The organism is Maribacter corallii, from assembly GCF_047345415.1.
Lineage (GTDB): Bacteria > Bacteroidota > Bacteroidia > Flavobacteriales > Flavobacteriaceae > Maribacter_C.
The window spans coordinates 1-16,475 of sequence record NZ_JBLFEP010000009.1 but is presented as its reverse complement, the minus strand read 5'-3'; the positions used below and the strand labels follow the sequence as shown (position 1 = coordinate 16,475).

The following is a 16,475-nucleotide window of genomic DNA, read 5'->3' as shown; positions in this document are numbered from 1 at the left end:
TGATTATATGCTTCCCGTTCACTATGTGCAGATGGATTCATTTCCGTTGACCCCTAACGGCAAGGTCGACCGCAGGGCCCTTCCCGACCCGGAGCTCACTACAAGTGATGATTATGTAGGGCCTTCAAACGTCTTGGAAAATCAACTAGTAAAGATTTGGAGTAAAATTCTGAAAGTTGATAAGGAACTTATAAGCATCAATGATAATTTTTTCGAAATAGGCGGGAATTCCTTAGATGCTACCAAATTGACCAACAGTATTTCAAAAGAATTGAATATTACAATCTCTATAAAAGAGATATTTATCTATCAAGACATAAAAAGCTTAAGTATATTTCTAGAAAACTCAGATAGAACACCATATTCTAGGATTGAAAAATCCACGAAACTTGATAGATATTTGTTGTCTTCAGCTCAAAGAAGATTGTTTTTTTTACACGAATTTGATAAATCGTCCGTGGCATACAACATGCCACAATTTGTAGAATTAATAGGGAATTTGGATAATTTTAAGTTAGAAGAAACTTTTAGAAAACTAATTGCTCGTCACGAAAATTTACGGACAAGTTTTGAATTATTTGAGAATGAAGTCTATCAACGAATTGACGATACTGTTGATTTTAAACTTGAATTTTTTGAGTCCGAAGGGATTGAGAAATCTATTGTAGACAATTTTATTCGCCCATTTGATTTGAGCATTGCTCCATTAATACGTGTAGGATTGCTGAAATTATCCGTAAAACGGCATCTGCTCATGGTAGATATACACCATATCGTTGCTGACGGTGTATCCCAAAGTATTTTAATCAATGATTTCATGGCTTTATATCAAGACAAGAAATTATCAGATTTAAGAATAAATTATAGAGATTACTCTGAATGGCAACAAAGTATGGGCTATCAAAGTAAGATGGCAAATCAAAAAGCTTTTTGGTTAAAGGAATATTCTGAAGAATTGGCCGTACTGGATTTACCAATGGATTTTGACCGTCCAAAAATAAAATCTTTTAAGGGAGAGACATTATTTTTTGAATTGAATAAAGAAGATTCAAAATACTTAAGTGTAATTGCCGAGGCGCAAGGTGCTACTGTTTATATGATTCTTTTTAGCATCTTCAACATATTAATTGCTAAACTTAGTAATCAGAATGATATTGTAATTCTTTCCGCGATTGCCAATCGCCAACATGCCGATTTAGATAGTATGATAGGCATGTTCGTGAATTCATTAGCAATCAGAAATTATTTGGATAACAATATTTCTTTTAGAAATTTTTTAGAAAAGGTTAAACTAAAAACCCTGTCTTGCTTTGATAACCAAGCTTATCAGTTTGAAGATTTGGTGGATTCACTGGAATTAGAAAGAACGGCCAATCGCAACCCTTTGACCGAGATTGTTTTTACTTTTCAAAATTTCAATGAAGATGAATTGAATATCCCCGGTTTAAATCTGAGGTCATATACTAGGGAAAGAAGCACTACAAAATTTGACTTAACATTATTTGGTAGTGAGTCGAATGGTCAAATATTTTTGAACTTTGAATATGCATCGGATTTATTCAAAAAAAGTACTATTGAACGGTTTGCAAAATACTTTAAGCAAATAGTTAATTCTGCAATCAATAATCCTGATTTTATCATTTCAGAAATGAAAATTTTGTCAGAAGTTGAGGAGAATGAGTTGCTCAATATATTCAACGATAACAAAAAAAGTTACTCAAAGGAAAAAACTTTTAATAAATTATTCTCGAATCAGGTAAAAAACTCAATTCAGACAAAAGCAATAATATATGGCAATAAGTCTCTAACATATGATGAACTAAATCGGGAGTCTAGTAGAGTAGCTAATTTTTTAGACGAGAAAGGAATTCGGAAAAGAAGCATTGGAATTCTATTTGATAATTCTATAAATACGGTAATCTCTATTCTTGGAGTTTTAAAATCAGGAAATGCGTACGTTCCTATTGATCCCAAACTACCTGAAAGTAGGATAGTGTGGATGATCCAAGATGCGGAAATAGTGTTTTTGTTTTCTGAAAAAAAATATATAAAGCTTTTAAATAGAATACAATGGGAGAGTAAGTCACTATTATATTTTATGTGCGTTGACAGTTCAAATGTTTTTGAGGAGAAAGAACTAATTGATAACGCATTAATGGATGAAGGGCTTTGGGACTATGTAGCGGATAAAGCTAACAACGAGATTGCCAGAGGTGGATGGGAAAGTAGTTATACTGGTTTAGAGTTTCATAAAGATGAAATGTCAGAATATGTCAATAACGCATTTATGAAATTAAAACCATTGCTAAATAAATCAACTAGAGTTTTAGAAATAGGCTGCGCTTCTGGACTTACAATGTTTCGAATTGCGCCACATGTCGGTTTTTATTGTGGTACGGATTTATCAAGCAAGACCATAGAAATAAATAAAGCATTAGTAAAAAGCAAAGGTTATAAGAATATCAAACTAGTAACTAAAATCGCTCATGAGATTGATGAAATTCAGGAAGATTCTTTTGATATTATCATTCTGAATAGTGTCATACAGTCATTTAATGGGCATAATTATTTTCGCCAAGTCATTGTCAAAGCAATATCTATGTTGAATAATACTGGTCACATTTTTTGCGGAGATATCATGGATAATGATAGTAAGCATGATCTAATAAGTGACATTAAGATCTTTAAAAACCAAAATTTAGAAAGAGGTTATACCTCTAAGACGGATTTTTCCGAAGAATTGTTTCTCTCTAGATCTTTTTTTGAGGATTTAACAATGCATATTCCTTATAAAAATAAAATAGATTTTAGTAATAAAATATTTACAATTGAAAACGAATTAACAAAATTTCGGTATGATGCTATTTTGGAAATTGACAAAAGTGTTAAATCCAACATTGTACGTACTAAAAAAAAGCAACAATTAGATAAAAGGGCTTTATTTAAGCAATCTGAGAAATATGATGATTCTCGAATAAAACAAAGTGACCTTGCCTATATTATTTATACATCTGGTTCTACGGGTTTTCCAAAAGGAGTTGCAATAAATCATGGTTCACTTTTTAACTACTTGAGTTGGGCCAAGGAAATGTATTCAGAAGAGGGTGAATGCCATATGGCCTTGTTCGGATCTATATCCTTTGACCTATCAATTACATCATTGTTCTTACCCTTGATTACAGCAAGTAGTATATACATTTATGGTTGTTCTGACCACTATTTGTCAATACAAGAGGCCATTACTGATTCAAAGGCAACAGTTCTTAAGGTAACGCCTTCACATTTAGAAATTATAAAAGATAATAACTCGCTTGATTTAACGAGAATTAGACGGTTGATTGTGGGAGGTGAAGAGCTCGATTCTGATCTTGCGGCCGACATATACGATAGAGGTAATGGGACATTAGAAATATTTAATGAATATGGTCCAACCGAGGCTACGGTAGGCTGTATAGTGCATAAATATTGTAGAGAAGAATCATACATGAGAAACAAGGTTCTGATTGGGACACCAGCACCTAATTGTCAGGTATATATACTTGACAAGAACCAGAGATTACTGCCAAGTGGGGTAGTGGGGGAAATATGTCTGGGAGGCGAGCAAGTATTTACCGGCTATGTTTCAGCCACAGATCAAACTGAAATTTTGTTGATAAATAATCCATATAAAAAGGGTGAAAAGATCTACCGCACAGGAGATTTGGGAAGATGGAGACCCGATGGGAATATAGAATTCTTAGGGCGAATGGACGGGCAGGTAAAGATCCGTGGACATAGAATTGAACTTGAGGAAATTCAAAATCAACTACTATTGCATGCCAATATTAACAAAGCTGTTGTTGTATTGAAAGAAAGGGAAAATGAGAAATGTTTAGTAGGCTATTATGTGTCTTCAGAGGAACTTGACTCCTCCGATTTAAAGAGCTTCTTATTAACAGTATTACCAGAATATATGATTCCTCTAGTATTCATCCATTTGAGGCACTTGCCGTTAACACTTAATGGGAAATTGGATAAGAAATCGTTGCCAGTACCAAAGCTTCAATTGGGCAAAAAGTGCGAAGCCCCACTTAAAATTTCGGAAAAGAAGGTAATTGAGATTTGGAGCGAGATTTTGAAAATCGACAAAGAAGTAATCGGGCTTAATGATAGCTTTTTTGAGCTTGGAGGGCACTCCCTAAAAGTTGTTTTCCTAGTAAATAGAATTTCTGAAAAATTGAATGTAACTATATCTGTACCTGAAGTTTTTAGAAACCCAACATTAAAGGCTTTATGTGAGACAATAGATTTATTGACTTGGGCAAAAAATGATAAACCAATTGAATTTGTAGATGGAGAAGTAGAAACTCACAAGTTTTGAAATTTGAATATAAAATATTTCTTTTTTATGGATTTAAAAGAATTGACTTATTAGCAATTAAGAAGGTTAAATTTGTTTTTCTTTCCTTCCAATATTTTAATGGAGTATAAGGTTCTTGTTCATTCGATAGGCAATTTTATGGACACTCTGAATAATCGAGATAAAGATTTAGAATTTGGATTGTGAATGAAGATAATCTTAAAATAGTTAAATGTAAATATTTCATTAAAATTTGATTTTCTTAAAATAAGCAGTAGGGCAGGTCCAAGACATATAACTTAATTCTGCGTAAGATACAATATGGGAGCATAGATGAAAAAAACTAGTATATGTCCTTTCCAATATTAGGATTTACTAATAATTTGACAGGTGACTAAAGTGCTTTTATAAAGTCACTGATTAACTTTAATTACTTCGGTTCCATTTTTCCAAAAGAATAATCCTTAAAACCTATAATAAATTTAAGACGCTAGGACTATCTAATTATTACGTCTATTGCGCTATCTAGAATTTAGTAATAGACGACTATTAATTAATATAAACTCAAAATTATGGGACTTAATATTGTTGGAATATCAGCCTTTTATCATGATTCGGCTTGTTGCATCTTAAAAGACGGGAAATTGATCGCAGCGGCTGAAGAAGAGAGATTCACAAGAATCAAATTCGATCCCTCAATTCCTAGACATTCCTTTAAATATTGCCTTAGCGAGGCTAATCTTTCTATTGCGGACATAGACTGTATTGCATTTTATGAGGATCCCCAAAAAAAACTTGCTAGGCAAATATGGAGTGGACATGTACCTTACGATTCCGCACTTTTGAAGAAGAACTTTAATCGGCCCGAGAAAGAGATAAAAGAGGTTTTGGGTTTTCACGGAAAGATACTTTACTTCGATCATCATTTATCACATGCTGCAAGTGCATACTATTTTTCTGGTTTTGACGAAGCAGCGTTGCTTACGGCAGATGGTGTTGGAGAATGGGCTACCACCACTTATGGCAACGGATCTAAGGAAAATATAAGTTTATTTGAGGAAATCCATTTTCCTAACTCGATAGGATTACTTTATAGTACCATAACAAGTTATCTTGGTTTTTTGGTTAATAATGGGGAGTATAAAGTAATGGGGTTGGCACCATATGGTGAAGCTATTTATGTAGATAAAATCAAGAAATTAATCACTTCTCAATCTGAAGGAAAGTTTGAATTAAACATGGAATACTTTGATTTTATTAAGGGAAACATAATGTACTCGGACTCCTTACCAAAACTTTTTGGAGTGCCTGCCCGTAAAAGAGAATCTAGTATTAATCAATTTCATAAAAATGTGGCAAAAAGCCTGCAAGTAGTTCTTGAATCTATATTAATTGAAAAGGCGGACTATTTACATGATAAAACAGGATCTGAAAATCTATGCATGGCTGGTGGGGTGGCTCTTAATTGTGTGGCAAACAGTAAAATTCTTAAGAATACAAAATTTAAAAACCTTTTTGTTCAGCCCTCAGCCAATGATGCAGGAGCTGCCTTGGGAGCTGCAACTTTGGCCCATGTTTCCCTGACTGGTGTCAGACCTTTAAAAGACAAACTGCAGGACGTTTACCTGGGCCCTTCTTATAGTTCTGAAGAAATATTACAGACATTAGCGGGGACTAAAATTAAATATAAAAATTTCACAGGTGAAGAAAGTAAACTTTGTGTCGAGACCGCAAAAAGATTAAGTAAAGGAATGGTAGTTGGATGGTTTCAAGGAAGAATGGAGTTTGGCCCCCGTGCACTTGGGGCACGCTCAATTATTGCTGACCCGCGTAATCGAACAATGAAGGATCGAATTAACACTATGGTAAAAAAGAGAGAAGGGTTTAGGCCATTTGCTCCTGCTGCACTTTACGAAAAGGTTTTAGAACATTTTAAAATTGAACATCCTTCCCCATTCATGTTAGAAACTTGCCAGGTTATTTCTAAGATAGAACTTCCTGCAATAACTCATGTGGATGGATCCGCGAGATTGCAAACTGTTACCAAGGAAGCAAACGGTTTTTTTCACGACCTTTTAAATTCATTTGATGAAATTACGGGTTGTCCTATTCTTTTGAATACTTCATTTAATATTAGAGGAGAACCTATTGTCTGTACTCCTGAAGATGCTATAAAGTGCTTTATAAATACCGATATTGATTGTCTAGTTCTAGGGCCAATCATAATAGATAGGGAAAAACAAAATTTTGACTTTCTAAGGTTATTCATTGATAACTATTTAAAAGATAGAAAAGAATCTGGTATACAGCATAAGGTTTACACTTTTATATAGATTGTAGTTATGTGAAGCTGAAGTTTCTATTTGTTGGTATAAATTTTAAACCCAACCATTAAATCGAATGCTTTTCGAATTATGGATTTAATGTCTTCACATCTAATACCAAAAACAGAAATTTTCTATAATAGGGAATGATACAATTCACCATATTTCCCATAAACATATAAAGTAATCGGGACATCGCAAAAGCCCTGAAGAATTCAATAATTATAAGTAAATGGAAAGATTGAAAGAAAAAGCTACCGCCTTATCGAAGTTGTTGATGTCTGAAATTAAAGATATGCCGGCGATCCATAGCTTGATTGAAGAGTTTAAAATCCCTTCTAGCAAAATTCTAACAATAGAAAAAGAATTAAAGGAGAAAAAGAGTGCAAATAATGATAGGGTAGGAATATGGGAGAAAAAAACTATAAATGGAAGAAAAACATTTCAGCGGGATACAGATAAACGAGATGAATGGCATTCATGGGCCGATGAACATGAAATACCTATTAAATCTGACAAGAAAAGGGTTGTGCTAATCGGGGAATCTGTTGCTAAAGGGTTTTTTTATGCACCGAGGTATTCTGTGGCAAAAGAGTTAGAATTTGTTTTGAAGGCAAGCCATTCTTTTAATGAAATCGAAGTCATTGACCTTGCAAAGAGTAGCATAGAAATGGATGAGTTAGCGAGTGTAGTCTCATCTTGCCCATTGTTAAACCCAGATTATATTGTTCTTTTTGCCGGGAATAATTGGATAAATGAATACTATGACAAGCTTAGTCTAGTTGATTTTAAGGAATTATGGGCAGTATATAAAGAAGGGCAGTTTCTCGGACTCAAATCATTTTTAGAAAAGATATTTGAATCAGTTGTCGAGGATTTTTTTGAAATATTGTTGAAAACAATTAGGTGTCACAAAATACCTTGCACAATTGTTGTTCCTGGATTTAATCTAATGGATTGGAAGAGTGATGAAATTTTACAATGCCTTACTTTTTTGCCTGAAGGCCATATAGAACAGTGGATTGATGCAAGAGGTAAGGCTGAAATTGCCCTAGCTAAAGGAGATTATGATCGATTAGAAGCTGAATCCAAGCAAATGATTGAATTAGATATTTCCAATCCACTTGGTCACGAATTTTTAGCAAAAAGTTATATTAAAAAAGGGAGAATATCTGAAGCAATCCGATGTCTAGATGAAGCCAAAGACACAACGATGTACGGTCGAGCATTAACTTCTGCTCCGAGATGTTATAAAGCGGTTCGAGATACTATTATAAAAAAAGCATCTCAAGAGAAAATTCCAGTGGTGAACCTGTTTGAAATTTTCAATAAGGAAAATAAGAATGGGGTCACCGGTAAGGAATTCTATTTGGATTATTGCCACCTTTCTGCTGATGGAATTAAATTAAGTATGCGACATGTTGCAAAAGAGATAATTGAAAATTTAGCGAATAAAAAGATTAAACTCACATCAATTCCTGAATCCGGGATATACCCCGATAATTTCACAACGGCAATAGCACATTTTAGCGCAGCTATTCACAATGCCCATTGGTCTCAATCAAAAGCTATTTTGGATTTTCATTGCCAAAAATCAATCTCTGCCGATATGAAAGTCAAAGACGTTATGCTTCAATTTGTGGATTTTACATCTCGTAAAACTCCTAATATTTTATGTAGCTCTTTTGAAAACCTTGTACTTGACGGGAACATGAGTCAATACGAGGGAGGAATGGCTTTATTACATGAAAGGAGAAAAAAATTGATGGACTTAGAGCTTGTAGATGCCATTGTAAAAGCTCTTAAATCCATTGGATTGAACTATGAAGCTAAAGTAAATAGATTTAGAATTTTAGAATATGGTATAGCAAAAAAACCACTAAATCTTTTAGAATCCTTCTATCATTTGAATGGTTATAATTCATATAATACGAGGCAGGGTAGAAACTTTTTGCAAATTCGGAATAAGGAAAAAGAATTTAGGTTTTTCAGCAATGGCAATCAGGATTTAGTAGTTGAAATGTGCTACAGAAATCCAATTAGCAAAAAATTAGGACAACACTTCTGGATATATTTGAACGGCAGGAATCAAAGGGTGAAAAATGTACAAACCTCTATAGACTGGAAGAATGTAAGATTCGAAATATCAAAAAATTTACTTGAAGAAGGTCTTAATAAATTGATTATTCAATGGCCAGTGCATCACGATTATCAAGAATTCAATGAAAATAATATGGGTTTAATTTTGAATGATGTGTTTTTTCCTGTAATTGCTGAAATCTACTCTCTAAGTATAGCTAATCTAAACAGCGACAAATAAAGCTCAAATAACATTTTTTCAAAAGCCTTGTACTTAGGGAAGTGATATTTATAGTCAGTAGCGATAAGATTAATTGGTTCATGTAAAGATAAGGTTTACTCTTTAAAAAGCTGTTTAATTGAGGGCAACAATTCTACAATAGATTATAATGTTAACGCACAGACTGAATAAAATATAACAATCTCGCGCCCTTTTTAAGTACTTAGAGAAATTTGTAACATTTCAAACTATATTTTCAGCAGCTGTTTTCGCACGTGCTATAGTCGAAATTCATTGACAAATGGAACGGGTCTCTACATATTAATCCAGTGATTAGTATTTCATTTAGTAGTTAGAAAGAGATTCAATAAAATAAAAGCTTTATCAAAAAAATTCTTATAAATAAGCCGCAAAAAACTTTTGAAAAAAGAAAAGTGTAATAAAAAGAAACGTATATGAGTAATCTACATAACAATGTATTGAAAATCTTAAAAGAAATAAAAGACTCCAATTTTAGATTGTATTTGGATAGTGAAAGTGATTTAAAACTAGATACATATAAAGGGCAACTTGGGTATGAGCTCAAAGATGAAATTCTACAACACAAAGAAGAATTGATTCATTTTTTGAATAAAAACAAGGGATATGTAGAAATCAATAGATCTAATAATAAGCCATTCTATCCTTTATCCTCATCACAGCTAAGGTTGTACTTTATGTATGAATTTGATAAAACTTCTTTGGCTTATAATATGCCCCAAGCAATTGAATTAGAGGGAGAAATTAATATCAAGAAATTGAAAGAAGTTCTTGAAAGTCTAATCTCGTACCATTCGATATTAAGGACTTCATTCAATATTATTGATGGAGAGGTTGTTCAGAAGATTCACGATAACTTGGATTTTAATCTTGAATACTACGAAGATATTAGTTCGGGGGTTCCGCTAATAATAGAAAAATTCATTCGCCCTTTTGATCTAAGCAAGCCATGCCTGTTTCGTGTCGGGCTAATAGAACTTCCTGTGAATTCTCAAATATTAATGTTCGATATGCATCATATAATTAGTGATGGAGTATCTCAAAATATTTTATTAAAGGATTTTATGTCTCTGTATAATGGAGAAACCCTCCAAAACCAAAGAATACGATATTGTGATTACGTAGAATGGCAATTAAGTAGCGAGCAGAAGGAAAATTTGAAATTTCAACGGGAATATTGGCTAAAGGAATACGGTGGAGACATTAACTCTTTAGATTTGCCCTTAGACTACCGAAGACCATTAAGGAAGAATCACAAAGGAAGTGCAATTACTTTTTCTATTAGTAAAAATCAAACAAGTAGATTACGGGAATTGACCAAAGAAACTGGAGCAACTATGTTTATGTTGGTCTTATCAGTTTTCAATGTTCTTTTAAGCAAGTTATGTTCTCAAGAAGATATTGTTGTTGGAACTCCTATTTCGGGAAGAGAACACCCAGATTTGGAGTCGTTGATGGGAATGTTCGTTAACATGCTTCCTTTACGGAACTATGTGACGGGGGAAATAAGTTTTTTGGAGTTTTTAAGAACCTTAAAAGGAAAGGTTCTAACAAGTTTTGAAAATCAATCTTTTTTGTATGAAGAACTAGTTGAAGATCTGGGCCTTTCTAGAACTTCAAATAGAAACCCCTTATTTGATGTGGTATTGGCTTTTCACAATTTTGAGCAGAGCAATTTAGAGATACCTAATTTGAAATTTAAAAGATTCGATACCGGACATGAATTTTCAAAATTTGATATGATGCTAGTCGCAATGGAGGGAGAGGATCATTTGGGATTTAGATTGGAATATTCAAATGAATTATTTAAGGAGAAAACCATTGAGAGATTTGCTAAGTATTTCCAAAAAATCATTACAATCATTACTAAAAACCCTGAAATAAAAATCCAGAAAATTAACATTTTATCAAAACAAGAAGTTAGCTGGTTGCAAAATAGATTTGATAATATCGATATTAACTATCCTATTCATGAAACCATTATTAATTTATTTGAAAAACAGGTAGCACGTTCGCCAGAAAAGACCTGTTTAGTTTTTGAAAATGAAAGTTTAACCTATCAAGAAGTAAACGAACGTGCGAACCGTCTTGGGCTATGTCTTAGAAAACAGGGAGTAAAAAGAGATCAAATAATTGGGTTGTTAATGGAACGCTCAATAAACTTAGTTGTAGGAATGCTTGGGATTTTAAAATCAGGCGGTGCTTACCTACCGCTTGATGTTGATAGCCCAGGTGATAGATTATCCTATATTTTAGAAGATTCAGGCGCAAATTTATTGTTAACTCAAAATCAATATTCAATTAGTATTAAATATGACATAAGGACTGTTTTTATTGAAGATGTAGAGGAGGCTCTGCTTGAAAAGGAGAACCTAAAAAAGATAAACAGACCATCTGACCTATGCTACATTATTTATACTTCAGGTACAACTGGTACACCGAAAGGAGTGATGATAGAACATGGGAATGTAGTTCGACTTTTCTTTAATGAGCAAGCAAAATTTGATTTTACAGAAAAGGATGTATGGACCATGTTTCATAACCATACTTTTGATTTTAGTGTATGGGAAATATATGGAGCCCTGCTATTTGGCGGTAAGTTGATAATAATTCCTAAAATGCTAGCACGGGATCCCATGAGGTACTTAGCACTATTAAAAGAAATGCAAGTAACAGTTCTTAATCAAACACCCAGTGCGTTTTATAATTTGATTGAAGCTGATAAGAAATCTTCTATAAATAGCTTGGATTTACGAATGGTTATTTTTGGCGGAGAGGCACTAAGTCCAATTAAACTTAATTCATGGAAAAAGAAATATCCCGTCGTCAAACTTGTAAATATGTTTGGTATAACCGAGACTACTGTTCACGTGACTTATAGGGAAATTACCGAAGATGATATTGAGAATGACCTAAGAATAATTGGTCATCCGCTGCCAACACTAAGCATTTATCTATTAGATAAGTATGGACAATTAGTTCCAACAGGCGCAAAAGGCGAAATATGCGTAGGGGGAAAAGGAGTTAGTCGAGGTTATCTCAATCGAAAAAAGTTGACTTCACAGAAGTTTATCAAGAACCCATATTTAAAAAAAGATAGATTATATCTTTCTGGGGATATAGCTCGTATTTTAAGTAATGGAGAACTTGAGTATTTAGGTCGAATTGATGACCAAATAAAGTTAAGAGGCTTTAGAATAGAGCTGGGTGAAATAGAAGGGCAACTATCTCGAAATAATAAAATTTTAGAATGTACAGTGACGGTAGAAACTAAAGAGGATGAAAAGTTCTTGGTTGCATATTATGTGTCTAAAAAAGCTATATCTCAATCAGATCTAAGTAATTATTTATCGAATCGCTTACCAAGCTATATGATTCCATCATTTTTTGTTTACTTAAAAAAGATACCACTAACCCAAAATGGGAAAATCAATAGGGCAGCTCTGCCACATGCAAAAGTTAATTTGAACCATGTTTATTTGCCTCCTTCGAACCATGTCCAAAAAAGGTTAGTAGAAATATGGGAAGATATATTATCTATTGAAAACATTGGTGTCAATCATAATTTTTTCTTAATAGGGGGCGATTCAATAAAGGCAATAAAACTTGTTTATAAAATCAATGAAGAGTTTGATTCATCTATTAGTCTTGCTAATTTATATGGGCATCCCACTGTAGAAAGTATTTCCAGTTTCCTTGAATCTGTGGAATTAATAAAAAACAAGAAGGGAAGTCTTTATTACAAAGTTGAGAGTGAAGTTAATGCTTTTGAAAGGAAGTATCTGAAAAAAAACAATGTACATGATTTATATGAATCAGCTCTTCCTATGAGTGGGATTGAAAAAGGGATGATTTTTCATACAATGACGAAGAAAGATGAAGAAGATAACTATCATAACATTCTATATCATGAGCAAAATGTTTATCCTATTAAAGAAGAGAATTTTGATTTCAATCTGTTCAAGAAATCTATTAATTTACTAATAAATGTTCATAGCGATTTACGAAAAATTTATGATATTGATGGTAGTACTCATATCATATTAAAAGAGATAGAACCAGAATTGAACTATTTGGATTTATCTGATTTGCCAAGAATTGAGCAGGAAAAAATGTATGTTGAAAAAATAAAAGAAGAGCGTTTAAAAGCCTCAGGGTACGACAAACTTATTCTATGGCGGATGAATATTTTAAAGATAAATAACGTATTTCATTATCTAATCTTTGACTTTCATCATAGTTTGTTTGATGGGTGGAGTCTTCATTCTTTTTTAAAACAACTAAATAATACATACTTCAAATTAAAAGCTAATTCTAATCTTAAACTTGAACCCTTCAAATGTGATTATCGTGACCATATAATTAGTGAATTGATGGAATCTAGGCGAAAATCTACAATAGCGTATTGGAAGAATGAATTAAGTGAATACAAAAGACTTCAGTTGACGAAAACGGGTGCAGTACATAAGTATGTAACTAAAAGATATGATCTAGGAAGTGAACTGAGAAATGAAATTACAACTCTAGCCGCTACGTTGGATATATCTCTTAAAGATATTTGTTTCGCTGCCTATCTCTATACGATGAAAATGTTTAGTGGATCCAATGAATTGGTCGTTGGTGTAACGACCAATACCAGGCCGATAGTTGAGGATGGAGAAAAAATGCTTGGGTGTTTTTTAAATCAAGTTCCCTTTAAAGTTGATATTTCTGATTTGGGCAGTTGGCAGGAGTTCATTATTATGGTTACTGATAAAATACGGAAACAAAAGGAACATGAGAGGATGCCTTTTTATAGAATCCTTGAAGTTGTTGGAGAACGAACCCAAAATGGAATAAATCCAATTTTTGATGTGGCATTTAACTTTATAGATTTTTGGATAATTAATGAAATGTTATCAGAAAAAGTAGAGAACCACGCCGAAGAAAATTTGGATTTTTGGCATGACGATATTAGTGTAAATCAAAATACACTTTTTGATTTTCACATATCAATTACGAACGGGGCGTTCTCCGCCGCAACTGTTTATTCCACAACAGTTATGAGTGATGAATTATCTGAAAAATTTCTTCTTTATTTTAAAAATGTACTTTCAAGGTTTAAGGAATTAAAGGAATCTACGGGCGTCGATAAAATCATGCCAAATGAAGAGAAGGAGTTATTGCTAAATAATTTTAATGATACCTCAGCATACTATCCAAAGGATAAAACAGTCATTGACATCTTTGAACTTCAAGTGGCAAAAACACCACTCAAAACGGCGCTGTTGTTTGGAGCCCAAAAAATGAGCTATTCAGAGTTTGATGATAAAGTTAATTGGCTTTCACAATACCTGATAACTAATGGGGTAAAGCCAGGAGATATTATTGGCGTTTTGTGTAACCGTTCTTTTGAGTTGATGATTAGTTTATTCAGTATTTTAAAATGTGGGGCCGTCTACTTGCCTCTGGATCCTGTAAACCCTCCAGAAAGAATCAATTACATGATAGCGGACAGTGGTGTGAAAATTGTGTTATCCAATTTTGACTTTTCGGATGAACTTGGTTTAACAATTGAACTTTTAGACCTTAATGTCATCTGGAATTTGCCTGTTGGTGGACTTAAAATATCAAATCTGTCTACACCTAGTGGATTAGCCTATATAATTTATACATCAGGTAGTACTGGTAAACCAAAAGGTGTTATGGTTGAACACCGCGCATTAATGAATCGGATATATTGGATGGGAAAAAGATATCCTATAGATGAAAAGGATGTGCTAATTCAAAAGACAGCTATTGCCTTTGATGTATCTCTATCTGAGTTATTATGGTGGTCACAGTATGGGGCATCTCTATATTTGCTAGGTCAAGGAGATGAAAAGGAACCAGCTAAGCTTTGTGAGGTAATAGAAAATCATAGTGTAAGTACAATCCATTTTGTGCCATCAATGCTTCAAGTCTTTCTAGAATATGTTGAAGACAGCCAATCTCAATCTCGTTTAAGTTCATTACTACAAGTATTCGCAAGTGGAGAGGAGTTATTAGCAAGCCAAGTAAACAAGTTTAATAAACTCTTACTGAATAATGGTACCAGACTTACAAATTTATACGGACCAACAGAAGCCACCATTGAAGTATCGTATTATGATTGTTGTGATAAAGGGGAGTATGATACAATACCCATTGGCAAGCCAATAAGTAACATATCATTATATATTTTAGGTAAGAATGAAACTATTCTGCCAATTGGCGTGGCTGGGGAGTTGTATATCGGTGGGGATGGTTTAGCTAAGGGCTATATCAATAATAAACCATTAACACATAAAAAATTTGTAGACAATCCTTTTAACCCTGGCGATAGAATTTACATGTCTGGTGATATTGCGCGGTGGCTGACGGACGGAAATATTGAATTTCTAGGAAGGATAGATGACCAAGTAAAGATTAGTGGATTTCGGATTGAACTCGGGGAAATTCAGAATCAGCTACTAAATCATCCTGGAATTACTGAATCAATCGTATTAGCTAATCGGAGTGATAGTGATTATTACTTGATAGGATATTATGTTTCAGAAGCCGAATTAGGCTATGCGGAACTGCAAGATTATTTGCGAAAAGCCTTGCCCGATTATATGGTTCCTAGACAATATGTCCACTTGGATAAACTCCCTTTAACCCCAAATGGTAAAGTTGACAAGAAAAGCCTTCCGTTGCCGGGCGCAATAGTAGAAGAGTTCGTCCCTCCCTCTAATGAATTAGAAGCACAACTTGTGACAATTTGGTCAGAAGTACTTGGCTTGGAAAAAGGAACAATTAGTGTAAATAGTAATTTTTTTGATTTAGGGGGACATTCCCTAAAAGCTTTGGTTCTATTAAATAAAATGAATAAGGTATTTGACATTGCTATATCATTCCAAATTTTCTTTAAAATTCCTAACATTACAGAGATTGCCTCTTTTATAATGTCGCTAGCCGAAGATGTTAATTCGGATAAGCATGTTGATATGGAAGAATTCAACTTTTAGCATTAGTATCAACATGTTTTTAGGATTGATCTAAATTGAAATATTCGATACTTCATTAAACAATAATTACAAGTTGAGTATCCCACCAAAAATTCAATAAAAAAACAATATATCTTAACGCTTATACATTATGCATCATCTTAAGATACATAATGAAAATTATCCAATCTAAAAATTGATTTATGGATGTACTTGATGTTCTTATAGAATTAGCTAATAATGGAGTAAAGCTACAAGTTTCTGGTGATAACCTCAAGGTTCATGCGAAGCATGGTTTGATAACTTCAGAAATACAAGTATTTATCAGGGAAAATAAAGTTGAAATTCTTCAATTGATAAAGAATAGATCTCTTTATCGGTCTATACCCGTGGCACCTGAGAAGGGTCATTACGCGCTTTCCCCAGCCCAGAGGCGTATGTACTTCCTCTATCGTTTCGACAGTTCGTCGCTCTCGTACAATATGCCC

General features: G+C 33.5%; 5 protein-coding genes. All 5 read left to right on the top strand.

Going from position 1 to position 16,475, the window contains the following annotated elements:
- Positions 1–133: 133 nt before the first annotated feature.
- Complete coding sequence (locus ACKWCA_RS23785; protein ID WP_413980754.1) at positions 134–4,360, top strand: condensation domain-containing protein; 4,227 nt, start codon at positions 134–136, stop codon at positions 4,358–4,360.
- A gap of 551 nt (positions 4,361–4,911) precedes the next feature.
- Positions 4,912–6,672, top strand: a complete 1,761-nt coding sequence (locus ACKWCA_RS23780; RefSeq protein WP_413980753.1) for a carbamoyltransferase family protein — start codon at positions 4,912–4,914, stop codon at positions 6,670–6,672.
- Positions 6,673–6,895: 223 nt separating this feature from the next.
- On the top strand, positions 6,896–8,983 hold the full coding sequence (locus ACKWCA_RS23775) for a tetratricopeptide repeat protein (protein WP_413980752.1): 2,088 nt from the start codon (positions 6,896–6,898) through the stop codon (positions 8,981–8,983).
- A 434-nt stretch (positions 8,984–9,417) separates the two neighbouring features.
- Entirely contained in the window at positions 9,418–16,008 is a 6,591-nt protein-coding gene (locus tag ACKWCA_RS23770; protein WP_413980751.1) for an amino acid adenylation domain-containing protein, read from the top strand.
- Between the two features lie 182 nt (positions 16,009–16,190).
- On the top strand, positions 16,191–16,475 hold a 285-nt coding region (locus tag ACKWCA_RS23765), incomplete at its 3' end, for a TubC N-terminal docking domain-related protein (protein ID WP_413980750.1).